This window comes from Duganella sacchari (genome assembly GCF_900143065.1).
Classification (GTDB): Bacteria; Pseudomonadota; Gammaproteobacteria; order Burkholderiales; family Burkholderiaceae_D; genus Rugamonas; species Rugamonas sacchari.
On record NZ_FRCX01000009.1, the window covers coordinates 44,687 to 68,751 of the forward strand.

Annotated in this window: 17 protein-coding genes and 1 tRNA gene; 2 read left to right on the forward strand and 16 right to left on the reverse strand. The window is 62.8% G+C overall.

Annotated elements, in window-relative coordinates:
* Positions 1-13: 13 nt before the first annotated feature.
* From epsF to BUA36_RS20220, 7 genes are all read right to left on the reverse strand, one after another.
* Positions 14-1,426 carry a chain length determinant protein EpsF gene (epsF, locus tag BUA36_RS20190; protein WP_072787127.1) on the reverse strand — a complete coding sequence of 471 codons (1,413 nt, stop codon included), beginning with the start codon at positions 1,424-1,426 and terminating at the stop codon, positions 14-16.
* Positions 1,427-1,486: 60 nt separating this feature from the next.
* Complete coding sequence (gene epsE, locus BUA36_RS20195; RefSeq protein ID WP_072787317.1) at positions 1,487-2,275, reverse strand: polysaccharide export protein EpsE; 789 nt, start codon at positions 2,273-2,275, stop codon at positions 1,487-1,489.
* A 53-nt stretch (positions 2,276-2,328) separates the two neighbouring features.
* The gene (locus tag BUA36_RS20200; RefSeq protein WP_072787318.1) at positions 2,329-3,291 is read right to left on the reverse strand and encodes an EpsD family peptidyl-prolyl cis-trans isomerase; all 963 of its coding nucleotides are present in this window, start codon (positions 3,289-3,291) and stop codon (positions 2,329-2,331) included.
* 159 nt (positions 3,292-3,450) lie between these two features.
* Positions 3,451-4,824, reverse strand: coding sequence for an undecaprenyl-phosphate glucose phosphotransferase (locus tag BUA36_RS20205; protein ID WP_072787128.1), 1,374 nt, complete (start codon positions 4,822-4,824; stop codon positions 3,451-3,453).
* 14 nt (positions 4,825-4,838) lie between these two features.
* Positions 4,839-6,068, reverse strand: a complete 1,230-nt coding sequence (gene epsL / locus BUA36_RS20210) for an XrtB/PEP-CTERM-associated polysaccharide biosynthesis outer membrane protein EpsL (protein ID WP_139260643.1) — start codon at positions 6,066-6,068, stop codon at positions 4,839-4,841.
* Positions 6,069-6,118: 50 nt separating this feature from the next.
* On the reverse strand, positions 6,119-6,781 hold the full coding sequence (locus BUA36_RS20215; RefSeq protein WP_072787130.1) for a CAAX prenyl protease-related protein: 663 nt from the start codon (positions 6,779-6,781) through the stop codon (positions 6,119-6,121).
* A gap of 171 nt (positions 6,782-6,952) precedes the next feature.
* Complete coding sequence (locus tag BUA36_RS20220) at positions 6,953-8,851, reverse strand: ATP-binding cassette domain-containing protein (RefSeq protein WP_072787131.1); 1,899 nt, start codon at positions 8,849-8,851, stop codon at positions 6,953-6,955.
* Positions 8,852-9,028: 177 nt separating this feature from the next.
* On the opposite strand from BUA36_RS20220, the gene BUA36_RS20225 reads away from it, so the two are divergent.
* A complete protein-coding gene (locus BUA36_RS20225; RefSeq protein ID WP_072787132.1) occupies positions 9,029-9,748 on the forward strand; it encodes a type II secretion system protein in 720 nt (239 codons plus the stop codon).
* A gap of 5 nt (positions 9,749-9,753) precedes the next feature.
* Here the strand turns inward: BUA36_RS20225 and BUA36_RS20230 are convergent, their stop codons facing one another.
* Positions 9,754-10,296 carry a hypothetical protein gene (locus tag BUA36_RS20230; protein ID WP_167544319.1) on the reverse strand — a complete coding sequence of 181 codons (543 nt, stop codon included), beginning with the start codon at positions 10,294-10,296 and terminating at the stop codon, positions 9,754-9,756.
* 181 nt (positions 10,297-10,477) lie between these two features.
* On the opposite strand from BUA36_RS20230, the gene BUA36_RS20235 reads away from it, so the two are divergent.
* Positions 10,478-10,552, forward strand: a tRNA-Arg gene (locus BUA36_RS20235).
* On the opposite strand, the gene BUA36_RS20240 is transcribed toward BUA36_RS20235, so the two are convergent.
* From BUA36_RS20240 to BUA36_RS20275, 8 genes are all read right to left on the reverse strand, one after another.
* Positions 10,512-10,931 (reverse strand): RidA family protein, encoded by a 420-nt coding sequence (locus BUA36_RS20240; RefSeq protein WP_072787319.1) that lies wholly within the window; start codon positions 10,929-10,931, stop codon positions 10,512-10,514. The two genes, BUA36_RS20235 and BUA36_RS20240, sit on opposite strands and share 41 nt — an antisense overlap.
* Complete coding sequence (locus BUA36_RS20245; RefSeq protein WP_072787134.1) at positions 10,931-12,067, reverse strand: acyl-CoA dehydrogenase family protein; 1,137 nt, start codon at positions 12,065-12,067, stop codon at positions 10,931-10,933. The genes BUA36_RS20240 and BUA36_RS20245 overlap by 1 nt, the downstream gene beginning before the upstream one ends.
* Entirely contained in the window at positions 12,067-12,921 is an 855-nt protein-coding gene (locus BUA36_RS20250; protein WP_072787135.1) for an enoyl-CoA hydratase family protein, read from the reverse strand. The genes BUA36_RS20245 and BUA36_RS20250 overlap by 1 nt, the downstream gene beginning before the upstream one ends.
* The gene (locus BUA36_RS20255; protein ID WP_072787136.1) at positions 12,918-13,400 is read right to left on the reverse strand and encodes a MarR family winged helix-turn-helix transcriptional regulator; all 483 of its coding nucleotides are present in this window, start codon (positions 13,398-13,400) and stop codon (positions 12,918-12,920) included. The genes BUA36_RS20250 and BUA36_RS20255 overlap by 4 nt, the downstream gene beginning before the upstream one ends.
* The gene (locus tag BUA36_RS20260) at positions 13,400-15,706 is read right to left on the reverse strand and encodes a bifunctional salicylyl-CoA 5-hydroxylase/oxidoreductase (RefSeq protein WP_072787137.1); all 2,307 of its coding nucleotides are present in this window, start codon (positions 15,704-15,706) and stop codon (positions 13,400-13,402) included. The genes BUA36_RS20255 and BUA36_RS20260 overlap by 1 nt, the downstream gene beginning before the upstream one ends.
* A 1-nt stretch (position 15,707) precedes the next feature.
* The gene (locus BUA36_RS20265; protein ID WP_072787138.1) at positions 15,708-17,324 is read right to left on the reverse strand and encodes an AMP-binding protein; all 1,617 of its coding nucleotides are present in this window, start codon (positions 17,322-17,324) and stop codon (positions 15,708-15,710) included.
* Positions 17,325-17,406: 82 nt separating this feature from the next.
* Positions 17,407-22,881: a two-component regulator propeller domain-containing protein gene (locus tag BUA36_RS20270; RefSeq protein WP_139260645.1), complete on the reverse strand. Its 5,475-nt coding sequence runs from the start codon at positions 22,879-22,881 to the stop codon at positions 17,407-17,409.
* 3 nt (positions 22,882-22,884) lie between these two features.
* Positions 22,885-24,060, reverse strand: a complete 1,176-nt coding sequence (locus BUA36_RS20275; RefSeq protein ID WP_072787140.1) for a patatin-like phospholipase family protein — start codon at positions 24,058-24,060, stop codon at positions 22,885-22,887.
* Positions 24,061-24,065: the final 5 nt, after the last annotated feature.

Here is a 24,065-nt window from a genome sequence, read left to right on the forward strand (position 1 = left end):
GAGTGTCCATCATTTAGTTCAGGCGCAAGCGGGAATTGGAAGAAAACAGTTTTTTGATACCGCCGGTACGGCGCGCGCTGGCGTTCCAGTCGATCACGCCCAGCACCGGCGCCTGCAGCGCTTCGGCCAGGTCGCCTTCGGAGCGTACGCGGCGGTCCAGCATTTCGGCCAGCAGGCCAAAGCCCAGGCCCAGGAAGCCGCCCAGGAACACCGACAGAATGGTGTTGAGCACCAGGCGCGGCGAGGCTGGCTCGATCGGCGGCGTGGCCGGATTCAGCACAGCGATGTCGGACTGGTCGGCCTGGCCTTCGATTTTGGTCTGGGCAAAGCGCTGCGAGGTGGCGTCAAACGCGTGCTGGGCACTTTCCACATCTTTCTGCAGCACATTCATTTCATCGCGGGTGCGGTTCAGTTCCAGTACCTTGGCTTTTTGCTCGGCCAGGGCACTGCGCAGCGACGCTTCGCGCTGTTGCAGAATCTGGGCATTGTTACGCACGCTGTTCGAGGTGGCTTTCATCTGCGTGGCCAGCTCGACCTTCATCTTGTCCACTTCCGCTTTGGCGCTCAGATACTGCGGGTGGTTGCGGTCCAGGCGCTCGCCCACTTCAGCCAGCTTGGCTTCCGCGGCGGCCAGCGCGGCGCGCAGGTTCTGGATCAGCGGATTGCTCAGCACGTCCGGCGATTCCAGCGCGTCGCTGCCCACGGCCATGCGCTGGCGCGAATTGGCTTCCATGAGCTGGCCCTGGGCCAGCACCAGCTGGCCGGACAGGTCGTTAAGACGGTTCGACTCCACGTCCAGACGGTTGTCCAGGCTGACGATGCCGTGTTCCTGCTGGTATTTCGACAGGCGGCTTTGCGCCACTTCCACCGCATCACGCAGCAGCTTGGTCTGTTCATCGAAGTACACCGAGGCTTTCTTCAGTGGCTCGACGCGCAGCTGGATCGATACTTTCTGGTATTGCTCGGCAAACGCATTGGCAATCGCCGCCACGAATTGCGGGTCGCTGCCCTTGAAGCTGATTTCCACCACGCTACTTTCGCGCGACGGCACGATGTCCAGTTTTTTCAGCAGCAGGTCGGCCAGCCAGTCACGCACGGTGCCCTTGCCGTCAGCCGCCTCGTTGAACTGCGCAATCACGGCCGGGCTTTGCGCCAGCTGCAGCGAATCGACCACGCGCAGCGCCACGTTCTTGCTGGTGATGATGTCAATCTGGGTCGCCATATAGCCTGGCAGCAGCTGGCCCGGCATGGTCAGGCCCGTCAGCGGGTCGACGCCCTTGTAGTTGAGCAGCACCGACGAGGTGGCCTTGTAGGTTTTCGGCAGCAGCAGGCTGACCACGACGGTGGTCAGCACGGTGATCACCAGGGTCAGCAGGATAACCCGCTTGCGCGCGCGAAGGATGAGTAAAAACTGGGCAAAGTTCATGGTGGACTTTCGGATTTCAGTGTTCAGCAACGGCCGGCGGAGCCACGCCCGCCGACGGGATTAAAACAGGCTTTCCTGCACGTATACGACGTCGTCAGGGCGCAGCAGGTCATCATGTTTGGCACTGATGACTTCGATTTTGCCCTGGGCATCGGCACGCTTGATGCGGATGCCGCGCTCGGTACCGCGCGGGGTCAGGCCGCCGCCCGCCGACAGCGCTTGCAGCACGGTCATCGCACGTTCCAGGCGTACCGGACCGGGACGCTGGACTTCACCATAAATATAGAAGCGCGGTGCGCGCTCGACATACAGCACGTCGCCCGACTGCAGGTCGACGTCCCGCGCCATATCGCCCTTGCGCGCGATGTCGACAATATCGATCTGCTCGCGCAACGACTTGCCGTCGCGCTTGCGCAGCAGCGTAACCACATCGCCGCCATCGGCGGCCACACCGCCGGCCTGGGCCAGGATATCCAGCAGGGTGCGCTTGCCATCCACCGGATAGCGGCCAGGACGGTTCACCTGGCCCAGCACCGACACTTGCTGGCTTTGCAGCGAGGTCACCACGATGTTGACTTGCGGCTGTTTGACATAGCCGCCGCTTTGCAGCAGCTGCGCCAGTTTCTTTTCTGCGGCCGCGGTCGGCAGGCCGCCAACACTGACCACGCCGATCAGCGGATAGCTGATCGTGCCCGATTCGCTGACCCGGGTCTCCAGCGACAGGTCCGGATTGTTATACACCTGGACCTTGATCACATCGCCCGGCCCCAGTTCCACATCGGCAGCCTGAGCGCCACTGACCGCCAACATCAGCCCCAGCGCTGCCAACCACATTCCCATTCGTTTCATCATATGATCCATTCTCCACAGTTGCGCTTGATTCAATATGCACCAGGCATGACTTATTTCAGGCCGGCCACGCCGCGTGCCGTGGCATCGCTGGCGGCCGAGGCATCGCTGGCCGCGCCTGCGGCGGCTGGCGCCGGCGCAGCGGCTGGCGCGGCTGCCGGGGCGCTTTCTGGCGCCCCCGTGGTCTTATTGAAATATTCAATTTTGGCCGCGCTCCGCAGACGCGCCATTTCCGCTGCGGCGGCGGCTTTGTTGCGCTGTCCCAGCAGGAACTGTTCAATCTGCGGCGCTGCTGCCGCTTCGCTCATGGGTGCATCCTTCACATCGGACACGGCAATGATCACGCTGCGCGGACCTTCGCGCACGATGAACAGCTGGCCTTTCGGCATCGCCAGCACTTTCGAGCTCATCTCGGCAGGCAAATCGGACGTGGAACGCACCAGCTGGCTGCGCGAGAACTCCACCTTGTGGGCGTCCATCCAGGCCGCCACTTCATCGAGCGACTTGCTGGCATCGAGCACGGCTTTCAGCTCGTCGCTCAAATCCTTGCTGGCCAACACCAGCTGGCGCATTTCCAGCACTTTGCGGCCGGCAAAGAACAGCGGGTTCTTGCTGTAGTACTCGTTGATTTCAGCCGGCGTCGGCTTGGTCGGCGCCGCCACATGCTTTTGCAGATAGGCCTGGGCGATGATGAGTGCCTTGGCGCGCTCGATCGACTGCACCACTTTCGGATCACGGTCGAGTTTTTCCTTGGCCGCCTCGCTTTGCAGCAACTGGCGGTCGATCAGGCTTTCCAGCAGCTGCTTGCTGGCAGCTTCCTGTTGCTGGGCCGGCACGTTGGCGCGCTGCAGTTCTTCATTGAGCTGCAACACCGTGACCTCGTCGCCATTCACGCTCGCCAGCGCCTGGCCCGGCTTGTGCGATTTCCCGCAACCAGCCAGCGCCAGCAACATCAGCAGCAGGCCAGCGGCCTGCCGCGGCGCGCGCGCGCGGTTGACGGAGAAATTTGCACCCATAAATTTGTTCAACATTTTGTCCTCAAAGTGACCTGTTGCAGCGATGTTGCACTGCACAGGAACGAGCCGATATGGCGTTTAGTATGGAGGCCGTTTAGCCGCTTGTCAATCTTGCAAACACCTTTGTCACCTTAACATGTCCTTAAAGCAGCGCCGGCTTTAATGGGCATTCTCACGCTTCAATACCACCTGCACCGTCCGCAGGATAATCCAGACGTCCAGCAGCAAGGACCAGCGCCGCAAATAGTCGAGATCGTAGTTGATGCGCGCCTCCATCTTATCCAGCGTTTCCGTTTCGCCGCGCAGACCGTTGACCTGCGCCCAGCCGGTAATCCCGGGCTTGACCTTGTGGCGCAGCATATAGCCCTTGATCAGCTTGCGGTACTGCTCGTTGTGCGCGACCGCATGGGGACGCGGACCGACGATGCTCATGCGCCCTTGCAGCACATTGATGAACTGTGGCAGCTCGTCCAGCGAGGTCTTGCGCAGGAACGCGCCGACCCGGGTGATGCGGCTGTCGTTCTTGGTGGCCTGCACCACTTTGGCGCCATCTTCCGCCACCGTCATCGAGCGGAATTTATAGACGATGATCTCTTCGCCGTACAAGCCGTAGCGGCGCTGGCGGAAAATCACGGGGCCCGGCGAGGTACTCATGATGGCGATCGCAATGACCAGCATAATCGGCAGCAGCAGCACCTGGATGATCAGCGCCAGCACGATGTCGCTGGTCCGCTTGACCATGCTGTTCAAGCCGGTGAACGGCGATTCGCAGATGGCGATGACCGGCATCCCGCCCACCGTATCAAAGCGCGCCTGCATCAAATCGAACACATAGATATCCGGCAGGAAGTACACCGACGCGGTGGTGTCCTGCAATTCATCGAGCAACTTGCGGATGCGCGGCTGCGCCGAAAGCGGCTGGCTGATCACGATCATTTTGATATTGTGCTGGCGCACATACTCGGCCACGTCCGCCATCCTGCCCAGCATCGGATGCTGCATGCCGGCCGGCCGGCGGTCTTCGGTGCGGTCATCAAAAAAGCCGGTCACGCTCATGCACAGATTGGGATTGCTATCGACCACCTTGGCAAACTTGAGCCCGACATCGTTGGCGCCGATCACCACCACCGAACGCATCTCGCTGGCACGGCTGGAGCGTCCCGACATCGGCAGGCGGCTCAGCAGCAGCACCACCGGCGTCAGCACAAACCAGCACAGGATCACGCGCTCATCAAAGCGTTTCGACAGGCCGCTGGCGGCGCCAAGCACGCACAGCAGCGCCACCGTCCCGGCCCAGCCGACGACGATGTCGCGCGCAAACGCGCCCATGCGGCCGCCGCGCCAGGCGCGGTAAGGGTCGACATGCTCATACACTGCCGAGGAGACGAAAAATGCCAGCACCATCAGCACCAGCGCATCGCCATTGAAGGTCGCGCCCAGCAACGCCGACACCAGATACAGCATGCCCATGATGATCATGGGGTCAAGCACGCGCTGAAACAGGGAAATCAGTGGAATATCATTAACGGTCATGCTATTTCCACTTGTCAGAACTGCAGATTGAGGTACACCGAAGCGCCGCGCGAGCTATACGAGGTACCAAAACGGCGGTCGATGCTGCGCGTATCGCGCGTCAGCGAGGCCCCGGCAGCGATGTTGTCGCGGAAGGTGTAGTTCACGCCCAGCGAGGCCGTATGCGAGTTGTCGCTGAATGGCGGCAAGGCGATGTTGCCCAGCTTGGGCTCGTCAAAGCCGCGGCGCAAGGTCTGCACCTGGGCGTCGAACCGCACACGGTCGAGCGGGCTCCAGCTGCCGCGCAGGCTGGCGCCGCGGTCCAGGCTATACGCCGACAAGCCGCCCTCATACGGCGAGAATTCCCGCCATCCGGCGCCGATAAAGGTCAGCGAAGCCAGCGGCGACCAGGTGGCCGTCAGCCGGCCGTTGGCGCCACTGGCATCGCGGTTGCTTGAATCGGTATGGCGGCGGGATACGTGGCCGCCCTCAAACTCCACCCGCGACTGCACCGACACCAGCCACAGCACTTTGACTTTGTAGGCGTCCTGGGTGTAGTTTTCATTGCTGAAAAAACCAGTGATTCCCTGCGGATACTCACCGCGCTGGCGCCGCGCCAGCACGCCGATGGTACTGCCGGTGGGCGACAGATAATCCACGCCCGCCTCGCCATTGCGCTCGGTGCGGTCCAGATACTTCTGCGACGACAGGTCAAACCGGTATTCATCCTGCCAGTAGCGGCTGCGCAGCTGCCAGCGCGGAAACACGCGCCAGGCCACGTCGGCGAAACCGTTGCGCTGCACGCGCAGATTGCGCTCGGCGCTGTGAAAATCATTGAACGGCGCCAGGGTCTGCGAATAGCGGCCGCCCACCGTGCCATTGAGTTCGTCGCCCAGGCGCCAGTGTAGCGTGGCGTCGGCATCCTCGCCGCTATAGTCGAGCTGATCATACTTGCTGAAGTGCACCTTGCTGAGCTTGACATTGGCCTCGATGCGCTGGCGGCCGATCGGACGGTCGAGCTGCACCCCAAACATCATCTGCCGCATGGTGTCGGAACGCCCTTCCGGGCCGGGCGATACGTCATCGGGCAGGCGGAACAAGTTATTGTCGGTGGAATAGCTGACGCCTAAAAACGGATGGAGCGTATCGCTGAGCGCGGCGCTGGCCGGCAGACTCAGGGCGCAACCACACAGCGCCATCAGGGCCGCCTGCCAGCCAAGGGAAGAATAGAGTGCCGGCTGGCGGCGTTGCTGGGTCAGTCGCAAGTTGCTTCGCATGGTTTTATGTGAGTAGTATCAATGATTTTTTGCCAATCTTACCAGAAAGCCCATTGCCCGGTAAGCAACACCCATATAGCGAGCGTCCCGTTCGTGACTGCGTGGGCAAGAATCGGCGACCACAGGCTTTTGCTCCTCATATAGAGCCCCGTGTAAGCAGCCCCAGCCACCATGCCTGCCAGCCACAATTGGTGCTCAATCCCGAATAATATCACCGTAACAATAATCGCTGTAATTTTTACATGGGCCGGATTCACCTGCAAAAAATCCTGGCGCTGCAGCCAGCGCAGCAAAAAAGAGCGCCAAAACAGCTCCTCCATGACTGGCACCACCAGCGCTGCGCCAGCGGCGCGGATCAGCGCCAACGGCCAGTCGATGGCGCCATTCACGCGCGGATCATAGCCCGTCGACGTGCCGATCGTCATCCACGAGACGGTGAGCGTAATCCACAGCACAAACACCAGCAGGCCCACCAGCACCGCCAGCGCGGCCTGCCGTGCCGGCAAATGCACGGGCAGCAGTTCCGTATAGTGGCGGCGGTAGCCGTACAAGGCGGCCAGCACCACGCCGGTCTTGATCACATATAAATAACGCAGCTGGTCCGCGCTCCAGCCGGCGCTGGCCAGGGCGTCGCCGATGGCCAAGAAGGCAAGATACAGTACAAAGGGAACGATGCGGGGCAAAGACAGCCGGTTAAACACGCCGCCTCCCGCCGGCCTTTTGGGGCGGGCCCGGCTTCCGCCGGCGACGGGTGCTTAAGCAAGCTTTCATAGGCGCATCAGGAGTGTAAGATGAAAGCGATTATAAATGACGCAACGCAGCACGTGCGTCCTGTTGCGCAATCGTGTGCAACAATTACAACAGTTGCCGTATCAACCCTTGTTGCCCGCCTCAATCTGCTCCCAGCGCTCCAGCGCTGTCAGCAATTCCGCCTCAATTTCCTCGACGCGTGCCGTAACGCGGCGCGCTTCAGCCGCGTTCTTTTTGTACAGGTCCGGATCGGACAGCTGCAGCGTCAATGCGCTCTGCTCATCTTCCAGCGCGGCGATGCGCAGCGGCAGTTCGTCCAGTTCACGCTGCTCCTTGAAGCTGAGCTTGCGCGCTTTGGGCGCCGCCGGGGCCGGGGCCGGCGCAGCCTTGGCAGCGGACTTGGCCGCCCCCTTGGCCGGCGCCACCGTGTCCCGCACGCGCTCCCAGTCGCTATAGCCACCGACGAACTCACGCCACTGCCCCTCCCCTTCGGCCACAATAACCTGCGTCACCACATTGTCCAGGAAAGTACGGTCGTGGCTGACCAGGAAGACTGTGCCCGCATAGTCTTCGAGCAATTCCTCCAGCAGTTCCAGCGTATCGATATCGAGGTCGTTGGTGGGCTCGTCGAGCACCAGGCAGTTGGCCGGCTTGGCAAACAGGCGCGCCAGCAGCAATCGGTTGCGTTCGCCACCGGACAGGGACTTGACCGGCGAACGCGCGCGTTCCGGCGAGAACAGGAAGTCATTCAAGTAGCTCATCGAATGCTTGCGTTGGCCATTCACCTCCACCCAGTCGCTGCCCGGTGAAATGGTGTCCACCAGACTGGCTTCCTCGTTGAGCTGGGTACGCATCTGGTCAAAATACGCCACCTGCAGCTTGGTGCCCAGCTTGGCCACGCCGCTGTCGGGCGCCAGTTCGCCCAAGATCATCTTGAGCATGGTGGTCTTGCCGGCGCCGTTAGGGCCGATCAGGCCCACCTTGTCACCGCGCAGAATGGTGCCGGTGAAGTCGCTGACGATGGCACGTCCGCCGTACGCTTTGCTGATACCCTCGAGTTCCGCAACGATTTTGCCGGAACGTTCGCCCGACGACACTTCCAGCTTGACCTGGCCTTGCAGGTCACGGCGCGCGGCGCGCTGCAGGCGCAAGGCCTCCAGGCGGCGCACCCGGCCCTCGTCACGCACCCGGCGCGCCTTGACGCCTTTGCGTATCCAGACTTCCTCCTGCGCCAGGAACTTGTCGAACTTGGCGTTTTCCACCTCTTCGTTTTCCAGCAGTTCCGCCTTGCGCGCCTGGTAAGTGCTGAAATTGCCCGGGAAGGACAGCAGGCGACCGCGGTCCAGCTCAATAATGCGGGTGGCGACGTTATCGAGGAAGGAGCGGTCGTGGGTGATGAACAGCACGCTGCCTTTGAAATCGCGCAGCAATCCCTCCAGCCACATAATCGACGTGAAATCCAGGTGGTTGGTTGGTTCATCCAGCAGCAGCACGTCCGGCGCCGACACCAGCGCTCGCGCCAGCGCCACGCGCTTCTGCATGCCGCCAGACAGCTCCTGCATCAGCAGCGAACCAGGCAGGTTCAGCTTATCCAGCACGGTTTCCACCTTGTGCGACAAATTCCAGGCATCGGCCGCATCGAGCAGCAGCTGGACGTCGTGCATGCGCGCCATCACGGCATCGTCGTCGCCCTGGCCGAACTGGCCGGTCAGCGCATCGTATTCCTTGAGCAAGGCAGGCAGGTCGCCCAGGCCGCTGGCCACCGCGTCATGCACCGACATCGCCGGCTCAAACACTGGCTCCTGCTCGACATACACGATCTTCAGGTTTTGCTGCATCACCAGCAGGCCGTCGTCCAGCTTGAATCGGCCCGAGATGATTTTCAGCAGTGAGGACTTGCCGGTACCGTTGCGGCCGATGAGGCCGACGCGCTCGCCAAGCTCCAGAGAAAATTCAGCGTGGTCGAGTAGCGCAACGTGGCCAAACGCGAGCTGCGCGGAAGAAAGCGAAATAACTGCCATAGTGATGAGTAGCGCCCGCCCGACTGGACCGCGCCGTAGGAAAATTAGAAGAAGGCAGTATTGTACCGATAAGCTGCGACGCCAGGTCAGTTTCCCGCACCGCGCGCCAATATTGCTGGCAATGGCTTCCACGCCAGTATTGCGCTACACTGTTTTTTTCATCTTGCTGCGATGCCAATGCCTGCCCATCCTCCTGTACGCCGCCAGCGCGGCGCCGCTCTGCTCATGCTGCTGGCAGTGGTCGGGATTGGTGCTGCCGCACTGCTGATGAGCGCATTCAAGCAAGATGGCGATGGGCGCAACCAGCAACAACAGACCCTGCGCCAGCTCGGCGAGGCCCGCGATGCCCTACTGGGCTACGCCGCCACCCATGGCCGGCTGCCGCGTCCAGCCACCTCGGCGCTGGATGGCACCGAAACCCCGCGCCCATGCGATACCACGGACAGCTGCAACGGCTTCATCCCGTGGGTAACACTGGGCATCAACGGCGCCGACAGCTGGGGCAAATTATTGCGCTATAGCGTCACGCCGGCGTTTACACGGGCGCCGGTGGGCCCGCTGACCAGCGGCGACAAAGTGGTTATCGGCCGTGCCAGCAACGGCTTGCCGATCTACCTGGCAGGACTGGCGCGCTGCGAACTGTATGCCCAATGCCCGCCGGCAGTCATCTACTCCAGCGGCAAATACAATCTGGGCACCAGCACGCTGGGAATCCATCAAGGCAGCGCCACCGACAGCAACGTCGACGAGCGCCAGAATGACACCACGGCAAGCTACTTCATCAGCCGGCCACAAAGCACCGACAAGCAAGTGCCCGGTGGCGAATTTGACGACCTGGTGACGTGGGTGCCCATCGGGCAGTTCAACGCGCGTCTGCGTGCGACCTACACGCGCTGAGCCTGTCAGCGCTGTTTGCGGCGCAGGGCAGCCAGTACCGACAGACCTGCCAGCAGCATGGCATAGGCTTCCGCCTCCGGCACCATTGACACGCTGGCCACGCGCACAAAGAACTGGCTGGCCGGAGCACTGAACTCAATCGAATGCACGCCCTGCACTTCGCTGGCGAACTCGATGAACCGGTCATCGTCAGCCAAATGCAAGGACTTGGTCGACAGCACATTGCCGCCGATCCCTTTGAAGGTCAGGGTCAGATTAGGCGTTTCGACCGGGAATGGGAACGTGTCGTTATAGCCATTCCATGGGCGGCCATTCAGACTCAGACCTTTCAGATTCATCGTTCCTGAATCATAAGTCAGCACACTGACTTGACCTTCATAAAAGCTGACAAAAGGCGAGTCAAAGATCGCCGTCCAGCTACCGCTGTAGGTAAAATCACCGTAGGTGCCACCCGTAAAGCCTGGCGGCGGGGTCAGCTGGATGGTGTCAGCATAAGCACCTGCCGACACGCCAGCAGCCAAGAGAAACATTGCGAGAATTTTTTTCATACTATATCGGCTCTCTCTGCGAAAGAGCTCCTCCCTGAAGACCTTAAAAACAAATTTTGCCAAGCCAATATACGTCGTTAGTGGTTTACTGTAAATATTTTTTTGCAATAGTAAACGACTATTAAACTATTCAACATGGTTTCCCCGTCAGCATCAGAACCTATATAATGGCGCCCGCGTCCTCCCCGTAGCACAATGGATAGTGCACATGCCTCCTAAGCGTGGGATACTGGTTCGATTCCAGTCGGGGGGACCACTGCTGTCACTTCAATCTCCACTTGGGCGCGGTCTTCCACCAGCGCCATCACCTGCACTGCCGTCATGGCCGGATAGTGCGCGCCGATGATCTCCCGGTAGGCCTTGCCGATGTCTTTGTAAGCGGCGACGTAGGCGTGTTTATCGGTCACATACCATGTCATGCGGACGATGTGCTCGGGCCTGGCCCCGGCTTCGGCCAGCACGGCGACGACATTGAGCAGCGCCTGCCGCACCTGGCCGGCAAAATCGTCGGTGTTGAACACGCCATCGCCATCCCAGCCTATCATGCCGCTGACGAACACCATGCGGCCGCTGGCGGCGATGCCGTTCGAGTAGCCGCGCGGACGCGCCCAGCCTGGCGGTTGTAACATCTCCATCATGCCTCCTTCAGCAGTTCACGCGCGATAATCAGTTGCTGCACTTCGGTCGCGCCCTCGTAAATGCGCAGCGCGCGGATTTCGCGGTACAGGCTCTCCACCGGCTGGCCGCTGACCACACCAAGGCCGCCAAACATCTGCAATGCCGCGTCGATCACCTGCTGCGCCGTTTCGGTGGCGTGCATCTTGGCCATGGCCGCTTCCTTGGTGACCTTGCGGCCCTGGTCGCGCTGCCAGGCCGCGCGGTAGGTCAGCAGCGCCGAGGTGTCGATGCCGGTCGCCATCTCGGCCAGCTTGGCCTGCGTGAGCTGGAAGTCGGCCAGCACCTGGCCAAACATCTGGCGCTGCGTGGCGCGCTGCATGGCTTCGTCCAGCGCACGGCGCGCGAACCCCAGCGCCGCTGCGGCTACCGAGGTGCGGAACACGTCCAGCGTGGCCATCGCCACCTTGAAGCCCTGCCCTGCCTCGCCCAGCCGCTTGCTGGCCGGGATGCGGCAGCTGTTGAACGTCAGCCGCGCCAGTGGATGCGGGGCGATGACGTTGATGCGTTCCGCAATCCCGAACCCCGGCGTGCCAGCGTCCACGATGAAAGCGCTGATGCCGCGCGCGCCCGGCTGCTCGCCAGTGCGCGCGAACACCACGTAGAAGTCGGCGATGCCGCCGTTGGAGATCCAGGTCTTCTCGCCGTTGAGCACATAGTCGTCGCCATCGCGCACGGCGGCGCACTGCATGGCGGCGACGTCGGAACCGGCCTGCGGCTCGGACAACGCAAACGCGGCAATCGCATCGCCACGCGCCACACGCGGCAGATACGTGTGGCGGTTTTCGGCACTGCCGAACAGGCTGATGGCGCCGGAACCCAGGCCCTGCATGGCAAACGCAAAATCCGCCAGGCCGTTGTGGCGCGCCAGCGTTTCGCGGATCAGGCAAATCGCGCGCGTGTCGATGGTATCGCCGACCGCATGCCTGAGCCAACCGCCCTCGCCCAGCTGGTGCACCAGCTGGCGGCAAGCTGCATCGACGTCATCGCCATGCGCGTGCGCGACATGCTGCGCAGCCCAGACATCGAGCTCCTTTTCCAGCGTGGCGTGACGCGCTTCAAAGAACGGCCACTCCAGATAATGTTTGTCGCTCATCAGTCGCCCTCGAATTCCGGTTTTTGTTTGGCCACGAAAGCGTGATAAGCACGGTGAAAATCATTGGTCATCATGCAGATGGCCTGTGCCTGCGCCTCCGCCTCGATGGCTTCATCCACGCCCATATTCCACTCCTGCTGCAGCATCTTCTTGGTCATGCCGTGAGCGAAGCTCGGACCGTTCGCCAGGTTTTGCGCGAAGCTGCGCGCAGCGGCCAGCAAGGCTTCCGGCTCCTGCACGCTGTTGAAGAAGCCCCAGCGCTCCGCCTCCGTGCCGGACATCGAACGCCCTGTGTACAGCAGTTCTGCAGCACGCCCCTGCCCGATCATGCGCGGCAGCAGCGAGCAAGCGCCCATGTCGGCGCCAGCCAGGCCAACCCGCGTGAACAGGAAAGCGGTCTTGCTGCGCGCCGTGCCGAGGCGGATGTCCGACGCCAGCGCCAGGATCGCGCCCGCGCCAGCGCACACCCCATCCACCGCCGCGATGATCGGCTGCGGGCATGCACGCATGGCCTTCACCAGGTCACCCGTCATGCGCGTGAAGGCCAGCAGGCCGGGCATATCCAGCTTGGTCAGCGGGCCGATGATGTCGTGCACATCGCCGCCCGAGCAGAAATTCTCGCCCGCGCCGATGATGACCACCGCCTTCACATCATCCGCATACACCAGCTCCCGGAACAGGTCGCGCAGCTCGGCATAGGATTCAAACGTCAGCGGGTTCTTGCGCTCCGGGCGGTCCAGCGTCAGCGTGGCGACACCGTCCTGCACCTCAAACAAAAAGTGATTGGCCTGATAGCCGGCCAGCGAGGTGCGGTTGCCTGGCAGTTGCTGCGCCTGGCCTGGTAGGTATTTCATGGGGTAGTCCTTAATGTCTGCTTCATGTTCGACAGCATGTCGATCAGTTGCGTCTTGTCGTTGCCGGAGACGCCTTGCAGCAGCTCCTCGATCCAGCCTTCGTGCACCGCCGCCATGCTGGCAAAGGCCTTGCGGCCGGCCGGGGTGAGTTTGACGCTGTAGGCGCGGCCGTCCTTGGGATCGGGCACGCGCACCACCAGCTTTTCCTGCTCCAGCTGATCGGTGATGCCGGTGATATTCCCGCCCGTGACCATCATGCGCTTCGACAGCTCTCCCATGCGCAGCCCTTGCGGGTGCCGCTCCAGCTGCGCCATCAGGTCAAAGCGCGGCAGCGTGATGCCAAAGGTGGTGCGCAGACGGCTGCGGATTTCGTTCTCGATCATCACCGTGCAGGACAACATGCGCAGCCACAGTTTCAGCGACTGGTGGTGATCCTGCGTCAGGCGGCTGGCCAGGTCCAGTTGTTCTTCATCTTCCATTACATTCCTCGTACCAGATTGCGTTCCATTTGCTGTTTGCCAGGCAGGTATTGTTTAGGCCACGGCATGGCCTTGTAGCCGATGCGCGCCGCCTCCGTGAGCGTCCACGCCGGATTGGCTAGGTGCGGGCGCCCCACCGCGCACAGGTCCGCGCGGCCAGCGGCAATGATGCTGTTGGCGTGGTCCGCTTCGTAAATCGAACCGACCGCGATGGCGCCGATGCCAGCCTCGTTGCGGATACGGTCCGCAAACGGCGTCTGGAACATGCGGCCATACACCGGCTTCTCAAGCTTGCTCACCTGCCCCGACGAGCAATCGATCATGTCGGCGCCCACGGCCTTGAACAGCCTGGCGATATGCACCGCATCGTCGGGCGTGATGCCGCCTTCCACCCAGTCGTGCGCGGAGATGCGGACGCTCATCGGCTTGGGCGACGGCCACGCCGCGCGCATGGCTGTGAACACGCGCAGCGGATAGCGGCAGCGGTTTTCAAGACTGCCGCCGTAGTCGTCGGTACGCTGATTGGTCAGCGGCGAGATGAACGACGACAGCAGGTAGCCGTGCGCGCAATGCAGTTCCAGCCAGTCGAATCCCGCGTCGTTTGCCGCCAGCGTGGCGCGCACAAAATCAGCTTGCACGCGGTCCATGTCCGCTGCCGTCATCTCGCGCGCGGTTTGCGATATGCCTTGCAGATACTGCTGCGGCGAGGCGGATACCAGCGGCCAGTTGTCCTTGTCCAGCGGCTTGTCGATGCCGTCCCACATGGCGCGCGTGGAGCCTTTGGCGCCAGCATGCCCCAGCTGCAGCGCAATCGCCGCATCGGTGTGCTGATGAACGAAATCGACAATGCGCTTCCATGCCTGCGTGTGTTCCGGCGTGTACATGCCAGGGCAATGCGGCGTGATGCGGGCATCGGCGGAGACGCAGGTCATTTCGGCGAACACCAGCGCGGCGCCGCCCAGCGCCCGCGCACCCAGGTGGGCCAGGTGGTAGTCGCCCGCCACGCCGTCCACCGCGCTGTACTGCGCCATCGGCGACACCAGGATGCGGTTCTTCAACGTCAGACCACGCACCTTGAATGGCGTGAACATCGGCGGCGTAAGGGCTGTCGGTGCAGGCAGGCCTGCCTGCATTGCGCCGCGCTGGGCAAACCAGCGCTCATAGCCACCCACGTAAGAAGAATCACGCAGGCGCAGGTTCTCATGCGACAGGCGCTGGCTGCGCGTCAGCATGGAGTAGGCAAACTGCGGCGCCTCCATCGCGGTATAGCGTTCGACGTTTTCGAACCATTCCATCGAATTGCGCGCTGCATTTTGCAGCTTGAGGACTTCCACCGAACGTACCGCCTCATATCTGGCCAGCGCAGCGGCGGCGGTATCGTGGGCGCCAAAGCAGCGCGCCAGCTCGATCGCATCTTCCAGCGCCAGCTTGGTGCCGGAACCGATCGAGTAATGCGCGCTGTGTGCCGCATCGCCCATCAGCACCACCGGCACGGCGCCGTTCCAGTGCACCCACTTATCACATACGATGCGCGGGAACTTGATCCACATGGCCGAGCCACGCAGATGCGACGCATTGGACATCAGCTTGTGCCCATCCAGCTGTTCCGCAAACAGGCGCTCGCAGAACGCGATCGACTGTTCCTGGCTCATGTCCTCCAGCCCGGAGTCACGCCATACCGATTCCGGCGTTTCAACGATGAAGGTCGAGGTGCCGGCATCGTACTGGTAGATGTGGGCCTGGAACCAGCCGTGTTCCGTCTGTTTAAAAGCGAACGTGAACGCATCGAATTTCTTGTGCGTCCCCAGCCAGACAAAGCGGCAATGGCGCGGCTCAATCTGCGGCTGATAGCTGTCCGCATAGCGCGTGCGGATACGGCTGTTCAGGCCATCGGACGCAATCACCAGGTCAGCGGCATAACGTGCCGCCAGTTCCTGGTCATCCGTTACGTCGGTTTCAAACACCAGCGATACGCCCAGCGCCTCGCAGCGGTGCTGCAGAATGTTCAGCAGGTGCTTGCGCCCGATGCCGCAGAAGCCATGCCCGCCCGACGTCACCTTCTCGCCCTTGAAGAACACATCGATATCGTCCCAGTGGTTGAAGGACGATTCGATCGCCTGCGCGGTCGGTGCATCCGCTTCCGCCAGATTGCCCAGCGTCTGGTCGGAGAACACCACGCCCCAGCCGAAGGTATCGTAAGGGCGATTGCGCTCTACCACCGTAATCTGGTGCGCCGGGTTCTGCTTTTTCATGAGCAGCGCGAAATACAAGCCTGCGGGGCCACCGCCTATACAGAGAATATTCATATCATTCGTCACGCAATTTGAAGCGTTGCAGCTTGCCGGTTTCGGTGCGCGGCAAGGCCTTGAGGAATTTCACCGCACGGGGATATTTGTACGGCGCGATCTGTTCTTTCACGAAGTCCTGTAACTGCACCACCAGTTCCGGCGATGCCGCAAACCCGGCGCGCAGCACCACATGCGCCTCCACGATCTGCCCGCGTTCTTCATCCGGCCGGCCAATCACACCGCACTCCGCCACTGCGGGATGACGCAGCAGCACGTCCTCCACTTCAGGCCCGGCGATGTTGTAGCCCGCCGAGATAATCATGTCGTCGGTGCGCGAGCGATAGTAGAAATAGCCATCGGCATCCATCTCGTACGCATCACCGGTCAGGTTCCAGCCGTTGAGCACATAGTCGCGCTGACGGTCGTCGGCCAGATAGCGGCAGCCGGTCGGGCCTTTCACCGCCAGCCGTCCGATAACGCCTGGCCCCACCGGGTTGCCGTCGAAATCCAGGATGCAGGCCTGGTAGCCCGGCACTGGCTTGCCCGTGGCGCCGGGCCGTATCTGCTCGCCCGAAGCCGAAATAAAGATGTGCAGCAGTTCGGTCGCGCCAATGCCGTCTATCATGCGTAGCCCGGTGGCCTGGCGCCAGCTCTCGCGCGTCGCCAGCGGCAGCGCCTCGCCTGCGGACACGCTCTTCTGCAAACTGGCAAGGTCAAACTGGGGCGCCAGCACCGCCATCTGGCGATAAAAGGTGGGCGCCGTAAAGCACACGGTCGCGCGATAGGTTTCAATCGCTTTCAGCAGCGTCTCCGGCGTCAGTTTTTCCAGCAGCACCGCAGTGCCGCCTACCCGCAGCGGAAACAGCAGCAAGCCGCCAAGGCCGAAGGTAAAGGCCAACGGCGGCGTGCCAATGAAAATATCGCCAGGCCGGGATTGCAGGATCGAACGCGGGAAGCAATCGCAAATCACCATCACATCGCGATGGAAATGCATGGTGCCCTTGGGGATGCCGGTGGTGCCGGAGGTGAAGCTGATCAGGCATACATCGTCCGCCGCCGTGTCCACCGCTTCGAATGCCGGCGGCTGCGTGGCCATCAGCGCTTCCAGCGCATCCTCGCCGTCGGTGCCGAAAAAGAGCGTTCTGGCGCGCGCCGCTTCCGGCAGCGTTGCGGCTTCCAGCTCGGCGCGCAGGCTATCGGCGCACAGTACGGCGTTGATCTGCGCCTTGTCGGCAATTTTCCCCAGCTCGCGCGCACGCAGCAGCGGCATGGTCGGCACGGCGATCAGCCCTGCTTTCATCACCGCCAGAATGCAGGCCGCCATCATGGGCGTGTTCGCGCCGCGCAGCAGTACGCGGTTGCCGGCTTCCAGCTGCAGCGGCCCGCGCAGCACATGGGCGATGCGATCGACCCGCTCTCGCAACTGCGCGTACGTCCAGTCGCCCTGCGCGCCACACAGCGCGGTGCGGCCGCCATCCGTCGCAGCAGAAGACAGCAGCTCGGTCACGCAATTCAGGCGCGGTGGATACTGTAATTCAGGCAGGTCGAAATGGAGTTCCGGCCACAATTCCGGCGGCGGCAGATGCTCGCGCGCGAAATGGTCGGTATAGGCGCTGGCTACGAGAGATGGATTCATGTTCGCCCTGAAGTTGGAAGTCAAAAGATATCCGCTGCATTGCGCAGATACTTTAAACTTAAACTATCTCGACATCAAGCGTTTAAACAGATTCCTGGCGTACCAGTCCCGATTGGTGGATCACTGCGCGCACCACGTCCGACAGCACGGCTTGCACCACGTCGTTGGACAGCTGGCCAGGGCCGATGCCTTTCAGCGCCGCCGCCGCGCCGTGCAGGCCGAGCGTGACGCAGCCCGCGTGCAGACGGTCGATACGCACTTGCGCTTCCGGCTGCTCGCCGTTGGCCAGCATGGTTTGCAGATCGCCGGCAGCGGCGGTCAGCTGATTCTGGAAACCGCTCAGGTAGACCAGCAGGCGCTCGGCATTGATGCCCAGGCGGCGCAGCGTATCGGTGGGGGTTTCAGCGTGATGGTCGTAGCCGTTCGCGGCCTGATCGAGGAAGTTCACCAGGTGCACGCGCACCTGCTCGGCCTGGAATGGTTTGACGATGTAACCGGCAGCGCCGGACTTGGTGGCTTCCAGCACCGTGTCCTTGTCATTGGCCGAGGTGACCAGCACAAATGGCATGGTGTTGATTTCCGGGTGCCCCTTTACGCGCTGCAGCAGCTCCATGCCGGACAGGCGTGGCATGCGCAGATCGCAAAAGCAAATGGCGGGACGTAGGCCGTCTAAATGCGGCATCGCCGATTCCACCTGCGGCCAGTTGCCGTGGTCCGCTTCCATCTCCAGATCACCGCACAGCGCCTGCAATTCCTGCTCTTCCAGATAACCCGCGCTGCCCTTCAGGCCATGCAGCAGACGGCCCGCCGCCTCGCGGTCGCGCTGCGCCAGCGCGTGCTCCAGGTCCGCCAGCCGCAATGGCGCATCCTGGTTGAACGCCTGCCGCAAGCGGGCTTTCAGATCGCTAGGGCCGCCGCTGTGCTGCGCCAGGCGCGAGGTCTCCAGCGATGCGGGCGCCACGCCAAACATCGAATCCAGCTCCGGCGTGCCGATGGCCGGATTGCGGCGCGGCTGCATGCGCGGCAGCTGGAAGCCGCGTTGCAACTGACGCTCAATTGCGCGGCTTAACTGGAAGTGTAGTTTGTCTTCGTCGATCGGCTTGGTCAGGAAGTCGTCCATGCCGGACGCCAGATAGCGGCTGCGGTCTTCCTCGCTGGCGTTGGCGGTCAGCGCGATAATCATGAGTTCCTGGTCACGCACAGGCGCGACATCCGGGCCGCCGGAACGGATCAGGCGCGTGGCGCTGGCGCCGTCCATCTCCGGCATGCGGCCATCCATCAGGATCAGGTCATAACGCGTCAGCGAACACGCCTTGACGGCCAGCGCGCCATTGGCGGCAATGTCCACCTTGTGGCCCAGGTCTTCCAGCATCATGCGAATGATGATCTGGTTGGTCGGGAAGTCCTCCGCGCACAGCACCTTCAATTGATGGCTGTGCGGTTCACGCGGCACGTGCGGCACCACCGGCGGCGCCACGCCATTTGGCAGCGGCAACTCGAACATGAAGGTGCTGCCCTCGCCCGGCGTGCTCACGGCATTGATGCTGCCGCCCATCAGTTCCACCAGCTGGCGGCAGATCGCCAGACCCAGGCCCGTGCCGCCGTAACGGCGCGTGGTCGATGCGTCAGCCTGTTCGAACTGCTGGAACAGGCGCGGGATGGCGTCCGCCTCAATGCCGATGCCGGTATCGGAGACGCTGAAGCGGATGCGGTTCTCGGTACCGTCGTCCGGCGCGCGCTCCACGCGCATCCGCACCGAACCATGCAGGGTAAACTTGAACGCATTGCCGACCAGGTTGACCAGCACCTGACGCAAGCGCGTAGGATCGCCGACCACAAACTGCGGCAGGTCGTCGCTGAACTCCAGGCTGAAACCGACGCTGTGCGCCGCAGCCTGCTCTTCAAACAGGCCAACCACGTTCTCCACCGCGCCGGACAGCGAGAAGTCGATATTCTCGATGGTCAGCTTGCCGGCCTCGATCTTGGAGAAGTCCAGCAGGTCGTTGATGATGGACAGCAGCGACTGCGCATTGGCCTGGCCGCGCATGATCTGCTCGCGCGTGCTGGCCGCCAGCTGCGGATCGCGCAACGCAAAGCCCAGCATGCCGATCACGCCGGCCAGCGGCGTCCGCATCTCGTGACTCATGTTCGCCAAGAACTCGGATTTCTGGCGCGTCGCATCCTCCGCCTTCTGCTTGGCGTAGCGCAGGCGTTCCTCGTTGTCCTGCAAGGCGCGGTTGGTGCGCGCCAGTTCCTCGGTGTGGTGCCGCACCTGGCGTTCCTGCGCCATCAACTGGTCGCGCGTCTGGCGCAGCGTCTGCAGCGTCTCTTCCAGCTCCTGGTAGGCGCGCGCGTTCTCCAGGCCTGCGGCGGCATGGGCCGCCAGCGTTTGCAGCATGTCCATGTGGATGCGCTGATAGGCATTGCGCTCCGTGCTCTGTACGCACAGCAGCCCCACCACCTTGTCGCCGATGATGAGCGGCGTGTACATCATCGAATGCGCGGTGGCGACCGGCATGCCGTCTTCGCGCTCGCAAGGCACCAGCGACTCCAGGCCGGACTCGCTCATGTAGTCGCGGTATTCCTTGAGGAAGTCGTTGATGAAGATAGGCTTGCGATGCGTGAGGCACCACACCGCCAGCTGGTCCGGCTGATCCAGCCGGCGCTGGTACGGATAGGTACGCACCCCGCCTTCAATCGCAAACGGGAAATCGATCACGCCCTCTTCTTCCAGCACGAAGCCGATACCGAAGATCTGCGCATTCATCAGGTGATTCACGTGGCGGTACAGCGTCTGCATGGTGGTTTCCATGTCCAGCGACGCGCTCATCTCGCGGCCCAGCTCACTCAGCACGGAGATGTTGCGGTGGGCCTGCTCCACTTCTTCCTTCTGGCGTTCGGTGTCGATGCGGCGCTGCTCGGCTTCCGCGCGCTGCGCTTCCGCTTCCAGGCGGCGGCGTTCCAGCTCATGCTTCTGATGCTGCAGCTGCTGGTTCTTGTACTCGACTTCCGCCGTGCGCGAGCCGACCAGGTGCTCGAGGCGCAGCTGCTGATGGCGCAAGGCGCGCACGCGTGCGTGATAAACGGCGTAGGCGCCGCCCGCGGCAATCAGCGCCAGCATGGAGCGGAACCACCAGGTCTTCCAGAACGGCGGCTTGATGGTGATTTCCAGCGTGGCCGCGTTATCGTTCCAGATGCCGTCCTTGTTGGCGGCCTTCACGCGGAACACATACTTGCCCGGGTCCAGATTGGTGTAGGTGGCAAAGCGCTTGGTGGAGTCGGTGACCACCCAGTCCTCATCGAAGCCTTGCAACTGGTAGGCGAAGCGGTTGCGCTGCGGCGCCGCGTAGTGCAGGGCCGCGAACTCCAGCGAGAATACCGAGTCGCCTTCCAGCAGCGTCAGGGCAGCGGTATGTTCAATCGCCGTCCTGAGCACATCGCCATGCTCGCCCTGCCCGGGCTTGAGCGACTTGTTGAAGATCTGGAAGTCGGTAATCGCCACGGTCGGCGCGACGCTGTTCTCGCGCACCTCGGACGGCGCAAAGGCCGTGATGCCATTGAAGCCGCCAAAGTACAAGATGCCGTCCGGCGTGCGCAATGCCGCGCCGTCGAAGTAAGCGCCCTCGATGGTGCCGTCGGCGCCGCTGTAGTTGCGCACCAGGCCCGTCTCGATATTCAGGCGCGACAGGCCGCTGTTGGTGCTCAGCCAAAGATTGCCCGCGTCGTCTGGCAAGATGGACGCAATCGCATCATCGGCAATGCCGTCCTTGCGCAGATAGCGGCGGAACTTCACGCTGCCATCGGCTGCCACTTCCATCTTGTTCAGGCCCGCCGCCGTGCCGACCCAGATGGTGCCGAGTGCATCTTCGTACAGGCAGTGCACCTCGTCGTGACTGAGGCTGTTCTGGTTCACAGCGTCGCGGCGGAAGTGGCGGAACTTGCCGGTCTTGCGGTCCAGCAGATCGAGGCCGTTGAAGGTGCCGATCCACAGCTGGCCGCGGCGGTCTTCCAGGATCGGCCGCACCACGTTGTCGGACAGGCTGCCGGAATCCGAAGGATCGTGACGGAAGGTGCGTGTCTCCATCGTGACCGGGTCGAGGCGATGCAGGCCGCCGCGCGACGCCACCCACAGCACGCCGTTACGGTCGCCGACGATATTGCGGATGGTGTCGCTGGCCGGGTCGCCGCGCACAAACGAAATCGAACGGATGGCGCCCGAATTCAGGTTGAGATGATTGATGCCAGCCTGTCCGCCGATCCAGAGATTGCCATTCTTCTCGCGCCACAGCGTGGTGATCTGGTCATCGCTGATGCTGTTGGGGTTTTGCGGATTGTGGCGCCATACCTTGCTTTCACCGGTGACGGCGTCGTACAGATTCAGGCCGCCGCTGCTGCCCAGCCACAGCTTGCCGTGACCGTCCGGCAGGATGGAGCGTATCTTGTTATCGGATAGCGAATTGGGCTGGTCGGCCTGGCGCACGATGCGCGCAAAGCCGCCGCTGCCCATATCGACACGGCTGGCGCCATCGTTCCAGGTGCCGACCCAGAAGGTGCCCACACGGTCGCGGAACAGTGCGGAGATCTGGTTGTCCGCCACGCTGTGCGTATCGCTGACCTGATGGCGGTACTGCACCAGGCGTCCTTCCGACGGCAGCCAGCGGAACAGGCCATCCGCCAGCGAACCGGCCCACACATTATTTTCCGCGTCCTCGTACAGGGCGGTGATGCTGGTGCCGGGTTTGAGTCCCTCGCGCGCGCCGAGACGGCGGCGCTGCGGCTCCGCGCCCAGCAAACGCCATTGTTCCAGCCCGCCCTGCGTGCCCACCCACAGCGTCTGTGCCTCATCCACCTGCAGCGCGTTGACGGAATTGAATTTGCTGTCGCCGCTGGCGTCAATGGTGTAATGCTGGAAGCGCGTGCCGCCGGCCGGCAGCATGTCCAGCCCGGACGCGGTGCCGACCCACAAGCGCCCCGCCGCATCGCGTGCCAGCGACGTCACGTGGTCGCTGGCCAGGCTGCCGGCATCGGCCGGATCGTGGTGCCAGCTGTTGAAGCGTTTGCTGTTGGGGTCAAAGTGATGCAGACCATCGGCCGTGGCGACCCACAGGCCGCCCAGGCCATCATCCGCAATCGCGCGCACGTGGCGGTTGCCGTTGCCGCGCTGCGCTGATTCATGCGGCAGAAAATGCGTGAAGGTTTTGGTGGCGGCGTCGTAGCGGTCCAGTCCACCGTCCGTGCCCACCCACAGCTGGCCGGAGCGGTCCAGGTGCAGCACGCGCACCCAGTTGTCGGCCAGGCTGCGTGGCTCGGAGATTGCGCTCTTGTACGTGACGGTGCGATAGCCGTCAAACCGCGTCAGGCCGGCCTGCGTGCCGAGCCAGATGAAGCCCTGCTTGTCCTGCGCGATGGCCAGCACGGTTTCCTGCGCCAGCCCATGCTCGACGCTGAGCTGCTCGAAGCGCAAGGTGCGCGGCGGCGCGCCAGCCAGCGCAGTGGATTCCCACAGCAGCATGGCCGGCAACAGCAGTCGGCGGCAAAGACGGTTCAAACAAGACATCAATCAGGATTCAAAGAAGGCCAGGACATCGCTCTTGCGCGCATGCGTATCACGCTGGCCGAGGCGAATTAACTCGCAAGTATACGTGGATTCGAACAACAGGTAGGACGCCAGCGCGGCGCCGCGTGTTTCAGTCGCGCCGATACCGGACAGCATGGCGCGTATCGGCGCCGGCAGGCTGGCGATGTGGCGGGTGGCGATATCGTCCAGCCGCTCGGACGGCGCAATTACCAGCAGCTGCACTGGCTTGAGCGGGGTTTTTTCCAGATACTCGGGCGGCAGCATGGACAAGGTCTTGTTGACGCGCTCCAGCCGTTCGATGTCCACCGCCAGGCTGTCGAGGAAGATCGACGACATCGCATGGCCGGCAATCTGCGCCAGGCTGGGATAGCGCGCGGCGTTTTTCTCGGCGGCACTGCGCGGCGGTTCGGTCAGGCGGCCGGCGCCGACCACCAGCACCTTGCTGGCGCCCAGGTGAATGGCCGGCGAGATCGGCGCCAGCTGGCGCATCGAGCCATCGCCGCAGTATTCGCGGTGGCCGCCCATGTACAGCGGCGTGGCAGGGAAAATAAACGGAATCGCCGACGACGCCAGCAAGTGCTCGACGCCGATCTGGTCCTGCAGTGCCACGCGCTGCGTGCGTATCCACGGCGCGATGTCGGCGGCGGTCTGGTAGAACGTCAGGTGGTTGCCGGCGGTGTAGGACGACGCCGTCACGGCCAGCGCATGCAGCAGGCCTTCGGACAACACCGCATCGAGGCGTGGCAGATCCAGCATGCGGTGCAGCAGGCCGACCAGCGGCGTATTGTCGAGCAGGGAGCGCGGCGGCGCGGCACGCCATTTGCGCAGCAGCCAGCCAAACGACAGCAGCGACAGCCAGCGCGCGCCGGAGCGGATCACGCCCAGCGAATCGGCGCGGTAGACTTGCTCCACTTCGATGTGCTCCCACACATCCAGCAGCTTCTGTACACCTTCGCCAAAATTGTCGGCGCGACAAGCCAGCGCCACGGCGTTGATCGCACCCGCCGAGGTACCGCAGATGATGTCAAACGGATTGCGGGCCGGCGGCCAGCCCTCCTCCCATAAAATCTCCGATATCGCCTGTAGCACACCAACCTGGTAGGCCGCGCGCGCGCCGCCCCCGGTCAGGATCAAGCCTGTTTTCTTTTGTGTTCCCATCTTGC

What these genes read in the sequence shown, in the direction of transcription:
- BUA36_RS20225 (WP_072787132.1), top strand. Translation starts at nt 9,029, where the DNA reads ATGCCTGCCCATCCTCCTGTACGCCGCCAGCGCGGCGCCGCTCTGCTC.
- BUA36_RS20205 (WP_072787128.1), bottom strand. Translation starts at nt 4,824, where the DNA reads ATGACCGTTAATGATATTCCACTGATTTCCCTGTTTCAGCGCGTGCTT.
- BUA36_RS20240 (WP_072787319.1), bottom strand. Translation starts at nt 10,931, where the DNA reads ATGGAGATGTTACAACCGCCAGGCTGGGCGCGTCCGCGCGGCTACTCG.
- BUA36_RS20260 (WP_072787137.1), bottom strand. Translation starts at nt 15,706, where the DNA reads ATGAATATTCTCTGTATAGGCGGTGGCCCCGCAGGCTTGTATTTCGCG.
- BUA36_RS20245 (WP_072787134.1), bottom strand. Translation starts at nt 12,067, where the DNA reads ATGAGCGACAAACATTATCTGGAGTGGCCGTTCTTTGAAGCGCGTCAC.
- epsF (WP_072787127.1), bottom strand. Translation starts at nt 1,426, where the DNA reads ATGAACTTTGCCCAGTTTTTACTCATCCTTCGCGCGCGCAAGCGGGTT.
- BUA36_RS20200 (WP_072787318.1), bottom strand. Translation starts at nt 3,291, where the DNA reads ATGGGTGCAAATTTCTCCGTCAACCGCGCGCGCGCGCCGCGGCAGGCC.
- BUA36_RS20250 (WP_072787135.1), bottom strand. Translation starts at nt 12,921, where the DNA reads ATGAAATACCTACCAGGCCAGGCGCAGCAACTGCCAGGCAACCGCACC.
- BUA36_RS20265 (WP_072787138.1), bottom strand. Translation starts at nt 17,324, where the DNA reads ATGAATCCATCTCTCGTAGCCAGCGCCTATACCGACCATTTCGCGCGC.
- BUA36_RS20275 (WP_072787140.1), bottom strand. Translation starts at nt 24,060, where the DNA reads ATGGGAACACAAAAGAAAACAGGCTTGATCCTGACCGGGGGCGGCGCG.
- BUA36_RS20220 (WP_072787131.1), bottom strand. Translation starts at nt 8,851, where the DNA reads ATGGCAGTTATTTCGCTTTCTTCCGCGCAGCTCGCGTTTGGCCACGTT.
- BUA36_RS20230 (WP_167544319.1), bottom strand. Translation starts at nt 10,296, where the DNA reads ATGAAAAAAATTCTCGCAATGTTTCTCTTGGCTGCTGGCGTGTCGGCA.
- BUA36_RS20270 (WP_139260645.1), bottom strand. Translation starts at nt 22,881, where the DNA reads ATGTCTTGTTTGAACCGTCTTTGCCGCCGACTGCTGTTGCCGGCCATG.
- BUA36_RS20255 (WP_072787136.1), bottom strand. Translation starts at nt 13,400, where the DNA reads ATGGAAGATGAAGAACAACTGGACCTGGCCAGCCGCCTGACGCAGGAT.
- epsE (WP_072787317.1), bottom strand. Translation starts at nt 2,275, where the DNA reads ATGAAACGAATGGGAATGTGGTTGGCAGCGCTGGGGCTGATGTTGGCG.